We start from the raw sequence: 20,312 nt of genomic DNA on the forward strand, positions 1-20,312 counted from the left end.
TGATGCGGAGATCCTGGGGCCGCTGCACGGCCCTTTCGCGACGCAAGGCCGCTCCCACAGGGATCGCGCCAGCTTTTAGAAATTGAGCAAGACAGTTGCCCCCACACGGGTCGCGTCAGCCAGCCCGGTGCAGCGCCAGGCAGTTATCCAGCATCCGGTTGCTGAACCCCCACTCGTTGTCATACCAGGCCAGCACCTTGAGCATCCGCCCGTTGGCCCGGGTATGGTTGGCATCGAAGATCGACGACAGCGGGTTGTGGTTGAAATCGCAGGAAACCAATGGCAGGGCGTTGTAGCCCAATACCTTGGAATGCTTGCTGGCCTCGAGGAACAGCTGGTTGACCTGCTCGGCCGTGGCCTCGCGCTTGAGGTTGACGGTGAGGTCCACCAACGACACGTTGATGACGGGCACCCGCACCGCCATGCCGGTCAGCTTGCCGGCCAGCTCCGGCAGCACCAGGCCCACGGCCTCGGCGGCACCGGTCTTGCTCGGGATCATCGACTGGGTGGCTGAACGCGCGCGGTACGGGTCGCTGTGGTAAACGTCAGTCAGCACCTGGTCGTTGGTGTAGGCGTGGATGGTGGTCATCAGGCCTTGCTCGATGCCGAACTCTCGGTGCAGCACCTGGGCGATCGGCGCCAGGCAGTTGGTGGTGCAGGACGCATTGGAAATGACCTGGTGCGAGGCCCGCAGGATGTCGTGGTTGACCCCGTACACCACAGTGGCATCGGCACCCTTGGCCGGAGCCGAGACAATCACCTTGCCCGCCCCGGCGGCCAGGTGCGCAGCGGCTTTGGCGCGGTCGGTGAACAGCCCGGTGCACTCGAACACCACGTCGATCGCCTCGGCCTTCCAGGGCAGTTCGGCCGGATTGCGAATGGCACTGACCGCGATACGGTCACCGTTGACCGTCAGGCTTTCGTGGTCGGCCTCGACGGTCGCGTCGAAGGTGCCGTGGACACTGTCGTACTTGAGCAGGTGGGCATTCATGGCGCTGTCGCCCAGGTCGTTGATGGCGACGACCTGCAGGTCCTGGCGGTAGCCTTGGGTATACAGTGCGCGCAGGACGTTGCGCCCGATTCGGCCGAATCCATTGATGGCGATGCGAAGGGTCATGGCAGTACCTCTGGCAGTTCGAGTGAAACCTGTGGCACAAAGGAGCTTCACTGAAACGGTTTTGTTGTTGGAATTACAAGATTATTCACTGGCTGATAGAAAACAAGCCTTTTTAGTGGCAGTATTTTGTTTAAATATACAACGAGTGGTTGGGCGACGTGCCTCCACCGATGCAGCGGGCTCCTAACCATGAGCCTAGGCCGCAATCGTTTGGAGGGGAAATGCCCGGTAAACCGCCCTTACAATTAGCCTGGAGTCCAGTACATGCATCCGCGCATCCTTGAGGTCACCCAGCGGCTGGTCGAACGCAGCCGCGCCACCCGCGAACGCTACCTGCAACTGATTCGCGGTGCGGCCAGTGAAGGCCCCATGCGTGCCAGCCTGCAGTGCGCCAACTTCGCCCACGGCGTGGCCGGTTGCGGCAGCGAAGACAAGCAGACTCTGCGCCTGATGAACGCGGCTAACGTGGCCATCGTCTCTGCCTACAACGACATGTTGTCTGCCCACCAGCCTTACTTGCACTTCCCCGAGCAGATCAAGCAGGCCCTGCGCGAGGTCGGCTCGGTCGGCCAGTTCGCCGGTGGCGTGCCGGCCATGTGCGACGGGGTGACCCAGGGCGAGCCGGGCATGGAGCTGGCGATCGCCAGCCGTGAAGTGATCGCGATGTCCACGGCGGTAGCGCTGTCGCACAACATGTTCGACGCAGCACTCATGCTGGGCATCTGCGACAAGATCGTCCCCGGGCTGATGATGGGGGCGCTGCGCTTTGGCCACCTGCCGACCATCTTCGTCCCGGGTGGGCCAATGGTTTCCGGCATCTCCAACAAGCAGAAGGCCGATGTGCGCCAGCGCTATGCCGAAGGCAAGGCCAGCCGCGAAGAGCTGTTGGAGTCCGAGATGAATTCCTACCACAGCCCCGGCACCTGCACCTTCTACGGCACCGCCAACACCAACCAGTTGGTGATGGAAGTGATGGGGCTGCACCTGCCGGGCGCCTCGTTCGTCAACCCGTACACGCCGCTGCGTGACGCACTCACCGCCGAGGCTGCGCAGCAGGTGACGCGCATGACCAAGGCCAGCGGCAGCTTCATGCCGCTGGGCGAAATCGTCGACGAGAAGGCACTGGTCAATTCCATCGTCGCGCTGCACGCTACTGGCGGCTCGACCAACCACACCCTGCACATCCCGGCGATTGCCCAGGCTGCCGGTATCCAGCTGACCTGGCAGGACATGGCCGACCTCTCCGAAGTGGTGCCGACCCTGTCGCACGTGTACCCCAACGGCAAGGCCGACATCAACCACTTCCAGGCTGCCGGCGGCATGGCCTTCCTGATTCGTGAACTGCTCGACGCCGGCCTGCTGCACGAAGATGTCAACACCGTGGCCGGCCATGGCCTGCGCCGCTACACCCAGGAACCCTTCCTCGACAATGGCAAGCTGGTGTGGCGCGAAGGGCCGCAACACAGCCTGGACGAAAGTATCCTGCGCCCGGTGTCGCGACCATTCTCGGCCGAAGGCGGCCTGCGGGTGATGGAGGGCAACCTGGGCCGTGGCGTGATGAAAGTGTCTGCCGTTGCCCCCGAGCACCAGGTGGTCGAGGCCCCGGCGCGGGTGTTCCAGGACCAGCAGTCGCTGGCCGACGCGTTCAAGGCCGGTGAGCTGGAGCGTGACTTTGTCGCGGTGGTGCGCTTCCAGGGCCCGCGTTGCAATGGCATGCCGGAACTGCACAAACTCACCCCGTTCCTCGGTGTATTGCAGGACCGTGGCTACAAGGTGGCGCTGGTTACCGACGGGCGTATGTCCGGTGCCTCGGGCAAGATCCCCGCGGCCATCCACGTTTGCCCGGAGGCTTACGACGGCGGCCCGCTGGCGCGGGTGCGCGATGGTGATATCGTGCGGGTCGACGGAGTCGAAGGCACGTTGCGGATCATGGTGTCGGCCGAAGAACTGGCCAGCCGTGAGCTGCCGCCGGCCCCCCAGGGCAACGACCTGGGGTGTGGGCGCGAGCTGTTCGGCTTCATGCGCATGGCGTTCAGCCCGGCAGAGCAGGGCGCCAGTGCCTTTACCTCGGCCCTGGAGCACCTCAAATGAAGCACCTGCTGGTTGGTGATATTGGCGGCACCAATGCCCGTTTTGCGTTGTGGCGTGACAACCAGCTGCATGAGGTAAACGTTTTCGCCACCGCGGACTACACCAACCCCGAGCAGGCCATCGAGGCCTACCTGGAAAGCCAAGGTATCGCCCGTGGTGGCCTGGCGGCGGTGTGCCTGGCGGTGGCCGGCCCGGTCGATGGCGATGAATTTCGCTTCACCAACAACCACTGGCGCCTGAGCCGCACGGCATTTTGCAAGACCTTGCAGGTCGAGCGACTGTTGCTGATCAATGATTTCACCGCGATGGCGCTGGGCATGACGCGTCTGCGCGAAGGCGAGTTCCGCGAGGTGTGCCCCGGCCAGGCCGACCCCTCGAGGCCGGCACTGGTGATCGGGCCAGGTACTGGCCTGGGTGTGGGCTCGCTGCTGCGTCTGGGCGAACAGCACTGGAAGGCCCTGCCGGGTGAAGGCGGGCATGTTGACCTGCCGGTAGGCAATGCTCGCGAAGCGGCAATCCACCAGCAGATCCACAGTCAGATCGGCCATGTCAGCGCCGAGGCCGTTCTCAGTGGGGGGGGGCTGGTGCGGTTGTACCAGGCGATCTGTGCGCTGGACGGCGACACGCCCAGGCACAAGACCCCGGCGCATATCACCGACGCCGCACTGGGCGGTGAGCCACGGGCGCTGGCGGTGGTCGAGCAGTTCTGTCGTTTCCTTGGGCGCGTGGCGGGTAACAATGTGCTGACGCTGGGCGCGCGAGGCGGGGTCTATATTGTGGGCGGTGTGATTCCGCGCTTTGCCGAGCTGTTCCTGCGTAGCGGGTTTGCCGCGAGTTTTGCCGACAAGGGGTGTATGAGTGGCTATTTTACCGGGGTGCCGGTGTGGCTGGTGACGGCGGAATTTTCCGGATTGGAGGGGGCAGGGGTAGCGTTGCAGCAGGCGTTGGATCACTGATGGAGCCGCTTTGCGGCGCCAATGGCACTACCCGACAGCAGGCAAGAAGACCTGCAATCAACAAGAGGAAGGACCACCTTGAGCACTGCCGGCAAATCGATCCTGATGGTCGACGACGACCAGGAAATCCGTGAACTGCTGCAAACCTACCTGAGCCGCTCCGGCTTCCAGGTGCATGCCGAAGCTGACGGCAAGGGCTTTCGCCACGCGCTGGAAACCACGCCCTGCGACCTGGTCATTCTTGACGTCATGTTGCCCGACGAGGACGGCTTCAGCTTGTGCCGCTGGGTACGCCAGCACCCACGCCAGGCGCGCGTACCTATCATCATGCTCACCGCCAGCTCCGACGAGGCCGACCGGGTCATCGGCCTGGAGCTGGGCGCTGACGACTATCTGGGCAAGCCGTTCAGCCCCCGCGAACTGCAAGCGCGAATCAAGGCTTTGTTGCGCCGCTCCGAGTTCGGCCAGGCGGCGCCGGGCACTGCTGTGCTGGCCTTCGACGACTGGCGCCTGGACACGGTCAGCCACCGCCTGTTCCACCGTGATGGAGAGGAGGTGATCCTCTCCGGCGCCGACTTTGCCCTGCTCAAACTGTTCCTCGATCACCCGCAGCAAATCCTCGACCGTGACACCATCGGCAACGCCACCCGTGGCCGCGAACCGATGCCGCTGGACCGCATCGTCGACATGGCGGTCAGCCGTCTGCGCCAGCGCCTGCGCGATACCGACAAACCTCCCCGGCTGATCCGCACCGTGCGTGGCAGTGGCTACTTGTTGGCGGCGCATGTCTGCTGTGCGCCCTGAGCGGCGCTGGCGCCTGCTGCCGCGCTCCTTGCTGGGGCGCATGCTGCTGCTGACCTTGCTGGTTGTCCTGCTGGCCCAGGGGTTGTCCAGCATCATCTGGGTGTCCCAGCTGCGCGCCAGCCAGCTTCAGGGGCTGCGTGCCAGCGCCAGCAGCCTGGCCCATTCCATGAGTGCCAGCGTCAGTTACTTCCGCTCGCTGCCGGTGGCCTATCGGCCGCTGGTGCTCGACCAATTGCGCAGCATGGGCGGCACGCGTTTCTTCGTGTCGCTCAACGCCACACCGCTGGACATGCAGGCACTGCCCGTCACCCCTCGCAAGCAAGCGGTGATCGATGTATTCCAGCAGGTGCTGCACGAGCGCCTGGGTTCGCAGATGGAAATTTCCGTGGAGTTTGTCGGGCCTGACGACCTGCGCATCTTCAACAGCGGCCTCAAACTCGACGAACTGCCGCGCTCATGGGCCCATTATTCGCTGACCCTGGAGCCGCTGAAACCCCCGGTACTGGTCACGCAGATCCGCTTGGGCGAGGGCGAATGGTTGTACATCGCCTCACTGTTGCCCGAACCGTACACGGGGCTGGAAGCCGAACGCCTGCCGCGCCAGCAGATCGGCTTCATCGTGCTGACCACGGCCTTGCTGTTGCTGTTCATCGGCTTGCTGGTGCATTGGCAAAGCTGGCCATTGAAGCGCCTGGCGCGGGCCGCCCGAGAGATGTCGCTGGGTGCCGATGTGGCGCCAGTGGCTGAAGCGGGCGGCAGCGAAGTGGTCGAGGTGAGCCGGGCATTCAACAGCATGCGCGAGCGTATCAGCCGTTACCTGACCGAACGCAGCCAGCTGTTCAGCGCCATTTCCCACGACCTGCGCACGCCGATCACGCGCCTGCGCCTGCGCGTCGAACTGCTGGAAGACGAGCGATTGCAGGCCAAGTTCAGCCAGGACCTGGACGAGCTGGAGTTGCTGGTCAAAGGCGCCTTGCAGTGCGTGAAGGACACCGACATCCACGAAAACATCGAGCCGGTCGACCTTAACCAGGTGCTGGAGATTCTGGCCGAGCCTTACCTGGGCGATGGTCGCATCACCGTCGAGGGCCAGGCGTTGGCGCCTTACCCGGGCAAGCCGCTGGCGTTGCGTCGTTGCATCGGCAACCTGATCGATAACGCCATCAAATACGGCGAGCGGGCGCGGCTGCGCATCATCGACGGTACAGAGGGCTTTGTGTTGCAAGTGGACGATCAGGGGCCGGGGGTGCCGCAGCAACAGTTGGAGCAGGTGTTCGAGCCGCATTTCCGTCTGGCCGGGCAGCAGCAGGGCTATGGGCTGGGGTTGGGCATTGCGCGCAACATCGCCCATAGCCATGGGGGCGAGGTGAGCTTGCTGAACCTGCGTGAGGGCGGGCTGCGAGTGACCCTGTATCTGCCGCGGGGTATGGATTGAATTTTTGGGGTGCCTGTGCGGGCCTCTTCGCGGGTGAACCCGCTCCTGCGACGCAAACCTGACTCGGCCGTTGTAGGAGCGGGTTCACCCGCGAAGAGGCCCGCACAGGCACCCCAAATGTCACTGACCGGTGACAATCCCGTCGTCCTTCGTGACATCCGCCATGACCCCGCTGGCTAGAATTCGCAAACGACTGGCAAGGATCAAGCTGGCCCATGAACACCCTCAACCTGCCGCCCACCAGCTGGCTCAACGCCCCGGCCCATACCGCCTGGCGCCTGGCCGAAGCACAGCGCCTGCTGGCATTCGCCAAAGCTGCGAAACTGCCTGACGGCTTTGGCAACCTGGATGCCAAAGGCCAGCTCGCTCCTGGCGCCTGCGCCGAAACCATGAACACCGCGCGAATGACCCACTGCTTCGCCCTGGCCCATCTGCAGGGCATTCCCGGCAGCCTGGCCTATGCCGAACACGGTGTGGCTGCCCTGCGTGGGGCCATGCAGGACGCCAGCTACGGTGGCTGGTTCGCCCACCCCGGCGGCCAGGAAGACAGCGGCAAGGCCGCCTACCTGCATGCCTTCGTCGCCCTTGCCGCCAGCTCTGCAGTGGTGGCCGGTGCAGCCGATGCCCAGCTGTTGCTGGCCGATGCAACCGAGGTGATCGAAACGCACTTCTGGAGCGAAGCCAAGGGTGCCCTTCGAGAGACCTTCTCTCGCGCATGGCAACTGCCTGAGCCATACCGTGGCGCCAACAGCAACATGCACGCGACCGAGGCATTCCTGGCCCTGGCCGATGCCACCGGCAACAGCCTTTGGCTGCAACGCGCCTTGCGCATTGCTGAGCGCATTATCCATACCCATGCCGCCGCCAACGGTTATCGGGTCATCGAACATTTCGACGCCCATTGGCAGCCGCTGCCGGATTACAACCGCGAGCACCCCGCCGACCACTTCCGGCCCTATGGCACTACGCCCGGGCATGCCATGGAGTGGGCACGGCTCCTGTTGCACCTGGAGGCCAGCCTGCAACGGGCCGGGTTGTTCGCCCCGCAGTGGCTTCCAGACAGTGCCTGCAGATTGTTCGATGCCGCCTGCCAGCATGCCTGGAACGTCGATGGCGCTGCAGGTTTCGTCTACACCCTGGACTGGGCCAATCGCCCGGTGGTGCATGCACGCCTGCACTGGGTGCACGCCGAAGCTTGTGCCGCAGCAGCAGCCTTGTTGCAGCGCACCGGCGAAGCTCAGTACGAGCAGTGGTACCGCAACTGCTGGGGCTTTATCGCCAACCATTTCATCGACCCTGTCGCTGGCAGCTGGCACCACGAACTCGATGCCCGCAACCGGCCAGCGGGGACCATCTGGCCGGGCAAGCCCGACCTCTACCACGCCTACCAGGCGCTGCTGCTGCCAGGCTTGCCGCTGGCACCCAGCCTGGCCAGCAACCTGGCCAGCTCCAGCTATGTAACCAGATGATGACATTCACGCATCGCTTCGTTACCTGACGAGGCGGGCACGCTGTTTAGACTTCATGCTACGCAAGCGATCGACTTGCACGGCATAACAACAAGAAAGGTGCTCCGATGAATTCCACGCTCCGTCTCGCTGCCGCAATCTCTCTGGCTTCTTTACTTCCTTTGGGGGCTTCGGCTGCCGAATCCAAAGGCAGTGTCGAGGTCGTGCACTGGTGGACCTCTGGCGGTGAAAAGGCGGCGGTCGATGTGCTCAAGGCGCAGGTCGAGAAAGACGGCTTCACCTGGAAGGACGGCGCTGTTGCCGGTGGTGGTGGTGCCACGGCCATGACCGTGCTGAAAAGCCGCGCCGTCGCAGGCAACCCCCCCGGTGTCGCGCAGATCAAAGGCCCCGACATCCAGGACTGGGCGGCCACCGGCTTGCTTGATGCCGATGTGCTCAAGGATGTGGCCAAGGCCGAAAAGTGGGACTCGCTGCTCGACAAGAAAGTGGCCGACACCGTGAAGTACGACGGTGATTACGTTGCTGTACCGGTGAACATCCACCGCATCAACTGGTTGTGGATCAATCCCGAGGTGTTCAAAAAAGCCGGCATCGACAAGGCGCCTACCACCCTCGACGAATTCTACGCCGCCGCCGACAAGCTCAAGGCGGCCGGCTTCATCCCGCTGGCTCATGGTGGCCAACCCTGGCAGGACAGCACCGTATTCGAAAGCGTGGTGCTGTCGGTGATGGGCGTCGATGGCTACAAGAAGGCCTTGGTCGACCTTGACAGTGCAACGCTGACCGGGCCGCAGATGGTCAAGGCGCTGACCGAGCTGAAAAAGGTCGCCACCTACATGGACCCGGACGGCAAGGGCCAGGACTGGAACCTGGAAGCCGCCAAGGTCATCAACGGCAAGGCCGGCATGCAGATCATGGGCGACTGGGCCAAGAGCGAATGGACCCTGGCGAAGAAAACCGCCGGCAAGGATTACCAGTGCGTGCCGTTCCCCGGTACCGACAAGGCCTTCCTGTACAACATCGACTCGCTGGTGGTGTTCAAACAGAACAACGCCGGCACCTCTGCCGGGCAGCAGGACATCGCGCGCAAAGTGCTGGGGGAGGACTTCCAGAAGGTCTTCAGCATCAACAAAGGGTCGATCCCGGTGCGTAACGACATGCTCGCCGACATGGGCAAGCACGGTTTCGATGCCTGCGCGCAAACCTCCGCCAAGGACTTCCTTGCCGATGCCAAGACCGGCGGCCTGCAGCCGAGCATGGCGCACAACATGGCCACCACGCTGGCTGTGCAGGGTGCGTTCTTCGATGTGGTAACCAACTACATCAACGACCCCAAGGCCGACCCGGCCGATGCGGCGAAGAAGCTGGCGGCGGCGATCAAGGCTGCCCAGTAACGGCTGTTCGCGGGCACGCCCGCTCCCAGATGGGCCCTGCTCACCACTGTTCCTGGTCATGACGCCGGACCTGTGGGAGCGGGCTTGCCCGCGAAGCGGTGCGTAGCACCGCCACTACCTCGGGATCCAAGACATGACTACGACCACCGCCCAACTGCGGGCCTCACCCCTGGACGCGCTTCAGCGCTGGCTGCCCAAGCTGGTGCTGGCACCCAGCATGTTCATCGTCCTGGTGGGCTTCTACGGCTACATCCTCTGGACCTTCGTGCTGTCCTTCACCACCTCGACCTTTCTGCCTACCTACAAGTGGGCGGGCCTTGCGCAATACGCCCGTCTGTTCGACAACGACCGCTGGTGGGTGGCGAGCAAGAACCTGCTTCTGTTCGGCGGCCTGTTCATCGCCATCAGCCTGGCCATCGGTGTGTTGCTGGCGGTGTTGCTCGACCAGCGCATCCGCCGTGAGGGCTTCATTCGCACCATCTACCTGTACCCCATGGCACTGTCGATGATCGTCACCGGCACGGCCTGGAAGTGGCTGCTCAACCCCGGCATGGGCCTGGACAAGCTGCTGCGCGACTGGGGCTGGGAGGGTTTTCGCCTGGACTGGCTGATCGACCCTGACCGGGTCGTGTACTGCCTGGTGATCGCCGCCGTGTGGCAGGCCTCGGGCTTTATCATGGCGATGTTCCTCGCCGGCCTGCGCGGCGTTGACCAGTCGATCATCCGCGCCGCACAGATCGACGGTGCCAGCTTGCCGCGCATCTACTGGACTGTAGTGCTGCCCAGCCTGCGCCCAGTGTTCTTCAGCGCGCTGATGATCCTCTCGCACATTGCCATCAAGAGCTTCGACCTGGTGGCGGCAATGACGGCCGGCGGCCCGGGTTACTCCTCCGACCTGCCGGCAATGTTCATGTACTCGTTCACCTTCAGCCGCGGCCAGATGGGCATGGGCTCGGCCAGCGCCATCCTGATGCTCGGGGCAATCCTGGCGATCCTCGTGCCTTACCTGTACTCGGAGCTGCGGAGCAAACGCCATGCATAGTCCTGTCGACAAGCCGGTGTTCAGCCTCAGCCGTATGGCCATCCATGCCGTGTTGCTGATCGCCGTGCTGCTGTATCTGGTACCGCTGGTGGTGATGCTGCTGACCAGCTTCAAGACCCCCGAAGACATCAGCACCGGCAACCTGCTGAGCTGGCCTGCAGTGATTACCGGCATAGGCTGGGTCAAGGCCTGGGGAGCGGTCAGCGGTTACTTCTGGAACTCGCTCATGATCACCGTGCCCGCGGTGCTGATCTCCACCGCGATTGGTGCACTGAACGGCTATGTGCTGTCGATGTGGCGCTTCCGAGGTTCGCAACTGTTCTTCGGCCTGCTGCTGTTCGGCTGTTTCCTGCCGTTCCAGACCGTGCTGCTGCCGGCCTCGTTCACCCTTGGCAAGCTTGGCCTGGCCAGCACCACCGGTGGCCTGGTGCTGGTGCATGTGGTCTACGGCCTGGCCTTCACCACGCTGTTCTTCCGCAACTTCTACGTGAGCATCCCCGACGCATTGGTCAAGGCCGCACGGTTGGACGGCGCCGGGTTCTTCACCATCTTCCGCCGCATCATCCTGCCGATGTCCACGCCGATCATCATGGTCTGCCTGATCTGGCAGTTCACCCAGATCTGGAACGACTTCCTGTTCGGCGTGGTGTTCTCCAGCGGCGACTCGCAACCGATTACCGTAGCCCTGAACAATCTGGTCAATACCAGTACCGGGGCCAAGGAATACAACGTCGACATGGCGGCAGCAATGATCGCTGGCCTGCCAACCCTGCTGGTCTACGTGGTGGCAGGCAAATATTTCGTGCGCGGGCTGACGGCCGGCGCGGTCAAGGGGTAAGCCATGGCAACGCTCGAACTTCGCAATGTGAACAAGACCTACGGCAGCGGCCTGCCGGATACCCTCAAGGACATCCAGCTGTCGATCAAGGACGGCGAGTTCCTGATCCTGGTGGGCCCGTCGGGCTGCGGCAAGTCGACCCTGATGAACTGTATCGCCGGCCTGGAGCAGATCACCGGCGGCGCCATCCTCATTGACGAGCAGGACGTCAGTGGCATGAGCCCCAAGGACCGCGATATCGCCATGGTGTTCCAGTCCTATGCGCTGTACCCGACCATGAGCGTGCGCGAGAACATCGAATTTGGCCTGAAGATCCGCAAGCTGCCCCAGGCCGCCATCGATGAGGAAGTGGCGCGGGTGGCCAAGTTGCTGCAGATCGAACACTTGCTGGCGCGCAAGCCGGCGCAGCTGTCCGGCGGCCAGCAGCAGCGCGTGGCCATGGGCCGGGCACTGGCGCGGCGACCCAAGATTTACCTGTTCGATGAACCCCTGTCCAACCTCGATGCCAAGCTGCGGGTCGAAATGCGCACCGAAATGAAGTTGATGCACCAGCGCCTGAAGACCACCACGGTGTACGTCACCCATGACCAGATCGAGGCCATGACCCTGGGCGACAAGGTGGCGGTGATGAAGGACGGCATCATCCAGCAGTTCGGCACCCCGCAGCAGATCTACAACGACCCGGCCAACCAGTTCGTGGCCAGCTTCATCGGTTCGCCACCAATGAACTTCATTCCGGTGCGTCTGGCCAGGCAGGACGGCCGCTTGCTGGCGTTGCTCGACAGCGGCCAGGCGCGCTGCGAGCTGCCCTTGGGGGGGGCTGCTGACGCGCTTGAGGGGCGCGAGATCATCCTCGGCATCCGCCCTGAGCAGATTGCCCTGGGCGCTGCTGACGGCAATGGTTTGCCGGCTATCCGCGCCGAGGTGCAGGTCACAGAGCCCACCGGGCCGGACCTGCTGGTGTTCGTCACGCTCAACCAGACCAAGGTGTGCTGCCGCCTGGCGCCAGATGTGGCGTGCCGGGTGGGTGACACCCTCAACCTGCAATTCGACCCGGCCCGGGTGCTGCTGTTCGACGCTGCCAATGGCGAGCGCCTGCACCTGGCCAGCACTGGCGCAACCGCAAAGGACAACGTGGCTCACTTCAAAGGCCGTTGAATCGTCTACACCATCAATAAGAAAAAGAGGACGCAAAGGGATGGAACAGCGCAAACGCATCAAGACACTGGGATCGCTGGCTCTGCTTGCACTTGTAGGCAGCAGCGGTACACAGGCTGCCGAGGCTTTTTCCAGCGAATCCAAATGGATGACCGGCGACTGGGGCGGCACCCGGACCGAGCTCCTGGACAAAGGCTATGACTTCACCCTCGATTATGTGGGTGAGGTGGCTGGCAACCTGCATGGCGGCTACAACGACGACAAGACAGCACGCTACAGCGACCAGTTCGCCCTCGGCGCGCATCTGGACTTGCAGAAGATACTGGGCTGGCATGATGCCGAGTTCAAGCTGGCAATCACCGAGCGAAGCGGTCGCAACCTGTCCAACGACCGCATCAGCGACCCGCGCGCCGGGCAGTTCAGCTCGGTGCAGGAGGTGTGGGGCCGTGGCCAGACCTGGCGCCTGACCCAGATGTGGATCAAGCAGAAGTACTTCGACGGCGCGCTGGACGTGAAATTTGGCCGTTTTGGCGAGGGGGAGGACTTCAACAGCTTCCCTTGCGACTTCCAGAACCTGGCCTTCTGCGGCTCGCAGGTGGGCAACTGGGTGGGCGGTATCTGGTACAACTGGCCGGTCAGCCAGTGGGCGCTGCGGGTGAAGTACAACATCACTCCGGCGTTCTTCGTGCAGGTCGGGGCCTTCGAGCAGAACCCCTCCAACCTGGAAACCGGCAACGGCTTCAAGCTGAGCGGTAGCGGTACCAAGGGAGCGATCTTGCCGGTGGAAGCGGTGTGGTCGCCCAAGGTCAATGGCCTGCCGGGCGAGTACCGCCTGGGTTACTACTACAGCACGGCCAAGGCTGACGATGTGTACGACGACGTCAACGGCAACCCGCAGGCGCTGACCGGTGAGGCCTTCAAGTCGCATTCCAGCAAGCACGGATGGTGGGTGGTGGCGCAGCAGCAGGTCACTGCCCATGGCGGCGACGTCAACCGGGGCCTCAGCCTGTTCGCCAACTTCACCGTGCACGACAAGGCCACCAACGTGGTCGACAACTACCAGCAGGTGGGGCTGGTCTACAAAGGCGCTTTCGACGCTCGGCCCAAGGATGATATCGGCTTCGGCCTGGCGCGAATTCATGTGAATGACGACGTGAAGAAGCGCGCCGAACTGCTCAACGCACAGAGCGGCATCAACGATTACGACAACCCTGGTTTCGTACCGCTGCAGCGTACCGAATACAACGCAGAGCTCTACTACGGCTTCCACGTCACCAACTGGCTGACCGTGAGGCCCAACCTGCAGTACATCAAGAGCCCTGGTGGGGTGGACGAGGTGGATAACGCGCTGGTCGCTGGCTTGAAGATTCAGTCGTCATTCTGAGGCAACTTGTTGTAAATTTACGCCAATCCATTTTCGGTTCCCGGCATCCACTGGCCTGCAGTGGGTGTTGGGGATAGGCCGAGACAGCGCTATCTCAAACAACAAGAGCTCTGAACCATGCCCGAACATCCGCTCCATCGCTTCTTTTCCTCGCAGCGGCCCCGGCCGACATTCGAGTGGGAGCGTTATCAGCAGCGCGATGTCCTGATCATCGATCACCCCCGTTGCCAGGCGGTGTTCAGCCGCCAGGGCGCGCAGTTGTTGCACTTTCAACCAGCGGGTGAACGGCCGTGGCTGTGGTGCGCCGAACAGTGGCCGCAGGTTGGGGCGATCCGGGGTGGTGTGCCGGTGTGCTGGCCCTGGTATGGACGTCATCCCAGCGAAGACCTGTGGCCGGCCCACGGTTGGGCGCGGCTGCTGGACTGGAAGCTGGTGGACAGCCGTGAGGACGAGGAGGGCGTGACCCTGAAATGGCGGCTGGACCTGTGCGACTGGCAGGTCGACCTGCACGCCCGGCTGGGTAGCCGCATGGAACTGAGCCTGAGCACCGAGCATCAGGACAGCGAACCCTGCCAGTTGAGCCATGCGCTGCTGGCGTACTGGCGCATCAGCGACGTGTCCGAGATAGCGCTGTCTGGGTTGGAAGATATTGAGGGCTACGACCGCCTCAACCGCCAGGCTTGCCGTGAAGATGGCGCGCTGAAGCTCAAGGGCGGCTGCCAGAAGGTCTACCCCGGCACGCCACGGGTGCAATTGCAGGACCCGGCCTGGCAGCGCGAGCTGTGCATCGACACCGGTGACAGCGACGACACCGTGGTCTGGCACCCTGGCAATCGCCCGCTGATGGGGGTGACTGGCCGCGAGTCGCAGCGTTTTGTCTGCGTCGAGGCGACCAGCGGCAGTGGCGAAGGCCTGAGCCTGGCGCCTGGACAGCGTGCGCACCTGCGTTTGCAGGCGCACCGGCTCAGTTGAGTTCGTCGTCCTCGATCGGGTAGCGGCTGGCGTTGAGGCTTTCCTTGATCTTGCGCAGGTGGGGCTGGAAGTCCACGCCGCGGCGCAGGGTCATGCCGGTGGCCAGTACATCGAGCACGGTCAGCTGGATGATCCGCGAGGTCATCGGCATGTAGATGTCGGTATCTTCCGGCAGCGGGATGTGCAGGCTCAGGCTGCAGGCATTGGCCAGTGGCGAGCCCGCGGCGGTCAGGCCAAGCACCGAAGCGCCGTTTTCACGTGCCAGGCGCGCCACTTCGACCAGTTCGCGGGTGCGCCCGGTGTAGGAAATGATCACGAACAGATCGCCGGTGTGGGCGACCGAGGCCAGCATGCGTTGCATCAGCACATCGGCGTGGGCCGACACGGCCAGGTTGAAGCGGAAGAACTTGTGCTGCGCATCCAGGGCCACCGGGGCCGAGGCACCGAGGCCGAAGAAGTGGATCTGCCGGGCCTGGATCATCATGTCCACGGCGCGGCTGACCTGTTGCGGGTCCAGTTGCTGGCAGGCGCTGTCAAGCGAGGCGATGGCGCTGGCGAAGATCTTCTGGGTATAGGCGGCCGGGTCATCGTCGGCCTCCACTGCGCGGCTGACATACGCAGCCCCACTGGCCAGGCTCTGCGCCAGTTGCAGCTTCAGCTCGGGGTAGCCGCTGACGCCGAACGAGCGGCAGAAGCGGTTGACGGTCGGTTCGCTGACCTTGGCCGCCTGGGCCAGCGCAGCGATGCTGAAACGGGTGGCTTGTTGCGGGTTGAGCAGGATGACTTCGGCGACTTTGCGTTCGGCCTTGTTCAGCTCGTCGAGGCGGCCCTGGATCTGTTCCAGGAGGTTTCGCACGCGGTCCATGGGTGTGTCCTTGGGTCGGGAAGACAGCCGGCTGTGGGAGCAGCAGGCTTTTTGCACGGTCGTCTATCGTACTGTCGGTGCGGTTGGCGTACCACTTGTCTGTAACACTTGTGTGTAATGTTGTGGTTTTTACTACATTATCCCTTGAAAACCGTGTGTGAAAGCGGTATTCCTAGACCAACTTTAGGAAAGAACCAACATCATGGCTGCAATCAGTGTCGAACCTTGCACCTTTGCCCTGTTTGGCGCCCTCGGCGACCTGGCATTGCGCAAGCTGTTTCCTGCGCTCTACCAGCTCGACCGGGCCAACCTGTTGCACCCGGACACCCGCCTGCTGGCCCTCGCCCGTGAGGTCGGCAGTGCGCAGGAGCACCTGGACAGCATCGAAGCCCACCTGCGTCGGCACGTGCCCGAGGCAGATATCGAGCCTGCCGCGCTGGGGCGCTTCCTCGCCCGCCTGAATTACCAGCATCTGGACTTCCTTCAGCCCGAGGGCTATCAGGTCCTGGCCGAGCAACTACCCGGTGAGCTGCCGCTGATCGCCTACTTCGCCACGGCGGCGGCGGTGTATGGGGCCATCTGCGAAAACCTCGACAAGGTCGGGCTGGCTGCGCGCACCCGGGTAGTGCTCGAGAAACCGATTGGCCACGACCTGGAGTCGTCGCGCCGGGTCAACGATGCCGTGGCGCGGTTCTTCCCTGAAAGCCGGGTTTACCGCATTGACCACTACCTGGGCAAAGAGACGGTGCAGAACCTGATTGCCCTGCGCTTCGCCAATAGCCTGTTCGAAACCCAATGGAACCAGAACTCCATCTCCCATGTGGAGATTACCGTCGCGGAAAAGGTCGGTATCGAGGGCCGTTGGGGTTATTTCGACAAGGCCGGCCAACTGCGCGACATGATTCAGAATCACCTGCTGCAGTTGCTGTGCCTGATCGCCATGGACCCGCCCAGCGAACTGTCCGCCGATGCCATCCGCGACGAGAAGGTGAAAGTGCTTAAAGCCCTGGCACCGATCACTGGTGACGGTTTGAGCACCAGTGTGGTGCGTGGCCAGTACATTGCCGGCTACAGCGAAGGCAAACCGGTGCCGGGTTACCTGGAAGAAGACAACGCCAACGCCCAGAGCGACACCGAAACCTTCGTCGCCCTGCGTGCCGACATCCGTAACTGGCGCTGGTCGGGCGTGCCGTTCTACCTGCGAACCGGCAAGCGCATGCCGCAAAAGCTGTCGCAGATCGTCATTCACTTCAAGGAAACGCCGCACTACATCTTCGCCCCGGAACAGCGTTTGCAGATCGGTAATAAGCTGATCATCCGCCTGCAACCGGACGAAGGCATTTCTTTACGGGTGATGACCAAGGAGCAGGGCCTGGACAAGGGCATGCAACTGCGCAGTGGCCCATTGCAGCTGAATTTTTCCGATGCCTGGCGTAGTGCACGAATTCCGGATGCCTACGAGCGGCTGTTGCTCGAAGTGATGCGCGGCAACCAGAACCTGTTCGTGCGCAAGGACGAAATCGAGTACGCCTGGAAGTGGTGCGACCAGTTGATCGCCGGCTGGCGTAATGCGGGCGATGCGCCCAAGCCATACGCGGCGGGCTCCTGGGGGCCGATGAGCTCGATTGCACTGATCACACGCGATGGGAGGGCGTGGTATGGGGATATCTGAATTGAAACTGCCAGCGGCCGTGAAGGCTCATGAACTGGCGGATGCCAAGGCACTGTCCGTGTCCTTGGCTCATGATGTGGCTGAGCGCCTGCGCGCCGCGATTGCCGCCAAGGGGCAGGCCTGTGTGGTGTTGTCTGGCGGCCGCAGCCCGGTGCCGTTCCTGGAGAAGCTGGCCAGCGAGCAGCTGGACTGGGCCAAGGTCATCGTCAGCCTGGCTGATGAGCGCTGGGTGCCAGTGGAGCACGTTGACAGCAATGCCGGCCTGCTGGCCCGCCACCTGTTGAAGGGCGCAGCGGCCAAGGCCCGCTTCGTTGGCCTGTACCAGCAGGCGGAGAACCTTGATGCAGCTGCGCTCAAAGCTGACCAGGCCTTGGCCGAGCTACCGCCGATCGACGTGCTGGTGCTGGGCATGGGCGATGATGGCCATACCGCCTCGCTGTTCCCCGCCAGTCCCAACCTGGAAGCAGGCCTGGACCCGGCCGGCCCGCGCCGCTGCCTGCCATTGCTGGCGCCGAGCGTGCCGCACCAGCGCCTGTCGATGACCCGTTCGCTGCTGGCCAGCGCGGCCTTCATCGCGCTGTCTGTGCAAGGCCAGAGCAAACTCGCTACCCTGCGCGCCGCGCTGGCAGGCAATGACCTTACTGAAATGCCGATTCGCGCTTTTCTTCACGACCCCCTGGACATCTACTGGTGCCCATGAGCCAAGGATCCACAGTCATGACCACCCTTGAACGCCCACAGCCCAAGCTCTCGATGGCTGATAAAGCCGCGCGGATCGACGCCATTTGCAAAAAGGCGCGCATCCTGCCGGTAATCACCATTGCTCGTGAGGAAGACATCCTGCCGCTGGCTGACGCCCTGGCCGCTGGCGGTATCCGTACCCTGGAAGTGACCCTGCGCTCACAGCATGGCCTCAAGGCCATTCAAGTGCTGCGTGAGCAGCGCCCGGAGCTGTGTGTCGGTGCCGGTACCGTGCTCGACCGCAGCATGTTCGCGGCGGTTGAAGCTGCGGGCGCGCAGTTCGTCGTTACCCCTGGCATTACCCAGGATATTCTCGAGGCTGGCGTGGACAGCGAAATCCCGCTGTTGCCGGGCATCAGCACGCCGTCCGAAATCATGATGGGCTATGCCCTGGGCTACCGCCGGTTCAAGTTGTTCCCGGCGGAAATCAGCGGCGGCGTAGCGGCGATCAAGGCCTTTGGTGGCCCGTTCGGCGACATTCGTTTTTGTCCTACCGGTGGTGTAAACCCGGCCAACGTGCGCAACTACATGGCACTGCCAAACGTGATGTGCGTGGGGGGAACCTGGATGCTCGACAGCAGCTGGATCAAGAACGGTGACTGGGCGCGGATCGAAGCGTGCAGTGCCGAGGCAATGGCACTGCTGGACGCCAACTGAATCAGTTGTGTGCTTTACGGCTTATGGGGCGCTTGGTCGGCGCCCCTTTTTTTTATCCTTTGATTTCGTTGTCTGCTTTGCCACCTGACGGCTGACGTGCCGGCCCTCAATACGTGATCACGCCCCCATAAACACTTCCTGGTGAGGAAACATGAGCGCCTAGGCGCAGAACTCAACAGTTAATAGTCTCACGCCTTCAACTATTGTTCAGAGGTGTGCGATGACAGGCTTCGAGCGTTTGTCACCCGATGCGTTCCCCGTTTTAAACGGTTCATACCTGATTGAAAGGTACCTGCTCAGCACGGACGAGTTTCATCCTGGATGTTGGATAGAAGGTGAAACCGTCTACGGTGGGTTTGGGTTTCCTTCAGGAAAAAAGAAGGTATTGACCCGCCCGGTTTTCGCCTACTTCGACTACGTGGGCACTTATAAAACATTAAGTGCTGGAGACTGTGAAATTGATCTGTCCCGTGCCAGTGGGCATGAGGTCTGGTTTGCACATGATGCCGAAGGCTTTTCTGCGCCGAGTGGAATCGGGCTGGTAAGCGTAAAGTCAGATCTGCTCTCCGGCTGCTCTGCCGAAGAGTGGCGGCCGTTATCATCGGTTGGGCATACCGTGCGCGTAGCGGGAGCTGAATGCTATGTGGCCTACCAGTTGAAGCAGGTCTATGCGCATTGGGTAAAACAGGGCGATGCCCAGTGCTCTGAGCTGTTCAAGGTACAGCCCGTGCGTGTGCAAGGCGACAACAAAGGCGTTTTCTTCCTTTCTTCCGTGGCCACAGACCTGATGTGGGTAGGACATGGTTTGGATAACACCAAAGCGCCAATATCACGACAGGCGTTATATCACCTGATATTCAATCTTGCTTATGGCGCAGCGGGTGACGCCGGCTGGAGTTTTAATGATCAGGCGGCCAGCAACCGCTTCCTGCAATATTGAGTGGATGAGGTCATATTCAATGAGCGATTTGATGAATGAAATCAGCCGGTACCCCCTGAAAAGAGGGTCTTTCGAAATCGAGCAGTACCTGATAGGTGATCAGTTGCATGCCGGTTGCTGGGTGGATGCCGATACCACCTACGGTGATGTCAGGTGTGGTAACTATGACTGGGCCACTTACACGCGGCCAGTCTTTGCTTATCTGCAACATGTGGCCACGATACGATCCAATGTGCAAACGGAACACGAGCGCGAAGTGGTAGTTTGCGAGGGCTTCAGCAAGAGTTTCTCCCAAGGCGTCGAGTTTAAGGTAGGCTTCTCTGCTGACTTCGGCCCGGCGAATGCGAACGCTGAACTCACTGCCATGTTTTCGGTTTCTGAAACGGTGAGCGGTTCGGAGTCAACCAAGCGCTCATTGAGAGTGAAGGGCGATGGGACCATCATGGTGTATCAAGTGCACATGGTCTACGCGCACCACATGACATCCGCTGGCGTGCTTGCTGGATACGTACCCTATACCAAGAGCTCAGATATATTCAATGACGATGGGCGGCTGGTGCGGCAGGACATCACGATGCTTTCATCGGTGGTTTGCGATCAGCTTGTTCCGGTCAGGAATGAAAAATCAATAAAGCCTCTGACCTGGAGTCAGGTTAACCAAGCGGTCTTGTTCAATCAATTTGAGAAAGCGCCAGGTGCCAGACGCTGGACTTTTGATTTCTCGGTATTTTGATTAACGTCGTAATGAAAAAAGCCCGCTTTAAACCAGCGGGCTTT

General features: G+C 62.3%; 18 protein-coding genes. 16 read left to right on the top strand and 2 right to left on the bottom strand.

The features are described from left to right. Nucleotides 1–115: 115 nt before the first annotated feature. A complete protein-coding gene (gene gap / locus I8746_RS18500) occupies nt 116–1,117 on the bottom strand; it encodes a type I glyceraldehyde-3-phosphate dehydrogenase (protein ID WP_003255058.1) in 1,002 nt (333 codons plus the stop codon). Nucleotides 1,118–1,381: 264 nt separating this feature from the next. On the opposite strand from gap, the gene edd reads away from it, so the two are divergent. The 11 genes from edd (at nt 1,382) to I8746_RS18555 (ending at nt 14,660) form a co-directional block, all read left to right on the top strand. Beyond that, on the top strand, nt 1,382–3,208 hold the full coding sequence (gene edd / locus I8746_RS18505) for a phosphogluconate dehydratase (protein WP_003255057.1): 1,827 nt from the start codon (nt 1,382–1,384) through the stop codon (nt 3,206–3,208). Next, on the top strand, nt 3,205–4,164 hold the full coding sequence (locus tag I8746_RS18510) for a glucokinase (protein ID WP_004575645.1): 960 nt from the start codon (nt 3,205–3,207) through the stop codon (nt 4,162–4,164). Before edd ends, I8746_RS18510 begins: the two co-directional genes overlap by 4 nt. Before the next feature lie 78 nt (nt 4,165–4,242). Then, on the top strand, nt 4,243–4,968 hold the full coding sequence (gene gltR, locus I8746_RS18515) for a two-component system response regulator GltR (RefSeq protein ID WP_221100927.1): 726 nt from the start codon (nt 4,243–4,245) through the stop codon (nt 4,966–4,968). Next, complete coding sequence (locus I8746_RS18520; protein ID WP_012051349.1) at nt 4,949–6,403, top strand: ATP-binding protein; 1,455 nt, start codon at nt 4,949–4,951, stop codon at nt 6,401–6,403. Before gltR ends, I8746_RS18520 begins: the two co-directional genes overlap by 20 nt. A 215-nt stretch (nt 6,404–6,618) precedes the next feature. After that, nucleotides 6,619–7,872: an AGE family epimerase/isomerase gene (locus tag I8746_RS18525; protein ID WP_221100928.1), complete on the top strand. Its 1,254-nt coding sequence runs from the start codon at nt 6,619–6,621 to the stop codon at nt 7,870–7,872. Nucleotides 7,873–7,979: 107 nt separating this feature from the next. Then, on the top strand, nt 7,980–9,266 hold the full coding sequence (locus I8746_RS18530; protein WP_012051351.1) for an ABC transporter substrate-binding protein: 1,287 nt from the start codon (nt 7,980–7,982) through the stop codon (nt 9,264–9,266). Between the two features lie 133 nt (nt 9,267–9,399). Continuing rightward, a complete protein-coding gene (locus tag I8746_RS18535; protein WP_009683405.1) occupies nt 9,400–10,308 on the top strand; it encodes a carbohydrate ABC transporter permease in 909 nt (302 codons plus the stop codon). After that, nucleotides 10,301–11,146 carry a carbohydrate ABC transporter permease gene (locus I8746_RS18540; RefSeq protein ID WP_221100929.1) on the top strand — a complete coding sequence of 282 codons (846 nt, stop codon included), beginning with the start codon at nt 10,301–10,303 and terminating at the stop codon, nt 11,144–11,146. The genes I8746_RS18535 and I8746_RS18540 overlap by 8 nt, the downstream gene beginning before the upstream one ends. Nucleotides 11,147–11,149: 3 nt before the next feature. After that, on the top strand, nt 11,150–12,304 hold the full coding sequence (locus I8746_RS18545) for an ABC transporter ATP-binding protein (protein WP_012051353.1): 1,155 nt from the start codon (nt 11,150–11,152) through the stop codon (nt 12,302–12,304). A gap of 40 nt (nt 12,305–12,344) precedes the next feature. Beyond that, complete coding sequence (locus I8746_RS18550) at nt 12,345–13,688, top strand: carbohydrate porin (protein ID WP_014755478.1); 1,344 nt, start codon at nt 12,345–12,347, stop codon at nt 13,686–13,688. A 117-nt stretch (nt 13,689–13,805) separates the two neighbouring features. Further along, complete coding sequence (locus tag I8746_RS18555; protein ID WP_003255044.1) at nt 13,806–14,660, top strand: D-hexose-6-phosphate mutarotase; 855 nt, start codon at nt 13,806–13,808, stop codon at nt 14,658–14,660. Here the strand turns inward: I8746_RS18555 and hexR are convergent. Next, complete coding sequence (hexR, locus tag I8746_RS18560) at nt 14,653–15,516, bottom strand: DNA-binding transcriptional regulator HexR (protein WP_169774905.1); 864 nt, start codon at nt 15,514–15,516, stop codon at nt 14,653–14,655. The two genes, I8746_RS18555 and hexR, sit on opposite strands and share 8 nt — an antisense overlap. Nucleotides 15,517–15,727: 211 nt before the next feature. On the opposite strand from hexR, the gene zwf reads away from it, so the two are divergent. The 5 genes from zwf to I8746_RS18585 all read left to right on the top strand — a co-directional run bounded on the left by zwf (nt 15,728) and on the right by I8746_RS18585 (nt 20,268). Continuing rightward, the gene (zwf, locus tag I8746_RS18565) at nt 15,728–17,197 is read left to right on the top strand and encodes a glucose-6-phosphate dehydrogenase (RefSeq protein WP_014755481.1); all 1,470 of its coding nucleotides are present in this window, start codon (nt 15,728–15,730) and stop codon (nt 17,195–17,197) included. Further along, entirely contained in the window at nt 17,184–17,897 is a 714-nt protein-coding gene (pgl, locus tag I8746_RS18570) for a 6-phosphogluconolactonase (protein ID WP_012051355.1), read from the top strand. Before zwf ends, pgl begins: the two co-directional genes overlap by 14 nt. A 17-nt stretch (nt 17,898–17,914) precedes the next feature. Beyond that, on the top strand, nt 17,915–18,595 hold the full coding sequence (locus I8746_RS18575) for a bifunctional 4-hydroxy-2-oxoglutarate aldolase/2-dehydro-3-deoxy-phosphogluconate aldolase (protein ID WP_003255037.1): 681 nt from the start codon (nt 17,915–17,917) through the stop codon (nt 18,593–18,595). 220 nt (nt 18,596–18,815) lie between these two features. After that, complete coding sequence (locus I8746_RS18580; protein ID WP_221100930.1) at nt 18,816–19,535, top strand: monalysin family beta-barrel pore-forming toxin; 720 nt, start codon at nt 18,816–18,818, stop codon at nt 19,533–19,535. A gap of 19 nt (nt 19,536–19,554) precedes the next feature. Next, nucleotides 19,555–20,268 (top strand): monalysin family beta-barrel pore-forming toxin, encoded by a 714-nt coding sequence (locus I8746_RS18585; RefSeq protein ID WP_014755484.1) that lies wholly within the window; start codon nt 19,555–19,557, stop codon nt 20,266–20,268. The last annotated feature ends 44 nt before the right edge of the window (nt 20,269–20,312 follow it).

Source organism: Pseudomonas sp. USTB-Z (genome assembly GCF_019691255.1).
Classification (GTDB): Bacteria; Pseudomonadota; Gammaproteobacteria; order Pseudomonadales; family Pseudomonadaceae; genus Aquipseudomonas; species Aquipseudomonas alloputida.

Excerpts from the sequence above, each read along its gene's own strand:
- gap (WP_003255058.1), bottom strand. The coding sequence starts at position 1,117 with ATGACCCTTCGCATCGCCATCAATGGATTCGGCCGAATCGGGCGCAAC.
- edd (WP_003255057.1), top strand. The coding sequence starts at position 1,382 with ATGCATCCGCGCATCCTTGAGGTCACCCAGCGGCTGGTCGAACGCAGC.
- I8746_RS18510 (WP_004575645.1), top strand. The coding sequence starts at position 3,205 with ATGAAGCACCTGCTGGTTGGTGATATTGGCGGCACCAATGCCCGTTTT.
- I8746_RS18520 (WP_012051349.1), top strand. The coding sequence starts at position 4,949 with ATGTCTGCTGTGCGCCCTGAGCGGCGCTGGCGCCTGCTGCCGCGCTCC.
- I8746_RS18525 (WP_221100928.1), top strand. The coding sequence starts at position 6,619 with ATGAACACCCTCAACCTGCCGCCCACCAGCTGGCTCAACGCCCCGGCC.
- I8746_RS18530 (WP_012051351.1), top strand. The coding sequence starts at position 7,980 with ATGAATTCCACGCTCCGTCTCGCTGCCGCAATCTCTCTGGCTTCTTTA.
- I8746_RS18535 (WP_009683405.1), top strand. The coding sequence starts at position 9,400 with ATGACTACGACCACCGCCCAACTGCGGGCCTCACCCCTGGACGCGCTT.
- I8746_RS18540 (WP_221100929.1), top strand. The coding sequence starts at position 10,301 with ATGCATAGTCCTGTCGACAAGCCGGTGTTCAGCCTCAGCCGTATGGCC.
- I8746_RS18545 (WP_012051353.1), top strand. The coding sequence starts at position 11,150 with ATGGCAACGCTCGAACTTCGCAATGTGAACAAGACCTACGGCAGCGGC.
- I8746_RS18550 (WP_014755478.1), top strand. The coding sequence starts at position 12,345 with ATGGAACAGCGCAAACGCATCAAGACACTGGGATCGCTGGCTCTGCTT.
- I8746_RS18555 (WP_003255044.1), top strand. The coding sequence starts at position 13,806 with ATGCCCGAACATCCGCTCCATCGCTTCTTTTCCTCGCAGCGGCCCCGG.
- zwf (WP_014755481.1), top strand. The coding sequence starts at position 15,728 with ATGGCTGCAATCAGTGTCGAACCTTGCACCTTTGCCCTGTTTGGCGCC.
- pgl (WP_012051355.1), top strand. The coding sequence starts at position 17,184 with ATGGGGATATCTGAATTGAAACTGCCAGCGGCCGTGAAGGCTCATGAA.
- I8746_RS18575 (WP_003255037.1), top strand. The coding sequence starts at position 17,915 with ATGACCACCCTTGAACGCCCACAGCCCAAGCTCTCGATGGCTGATAAA.
- I8746_RS18580 (WP_221100930.1), top strand. The coding sequence starts at position 18,816 with ATGACAGGCTTCGAGCGTTTGTCACCCGATGCGTTCCCCGTTTTAAAC.
- I8746_RS18585 (WP_014755484.1), top strand. The coding sequence starts at position 19,555 with ATGAGCGATTTGATGAATGAAATCAGCCGGTACCCCCTGAAAAGAGGG.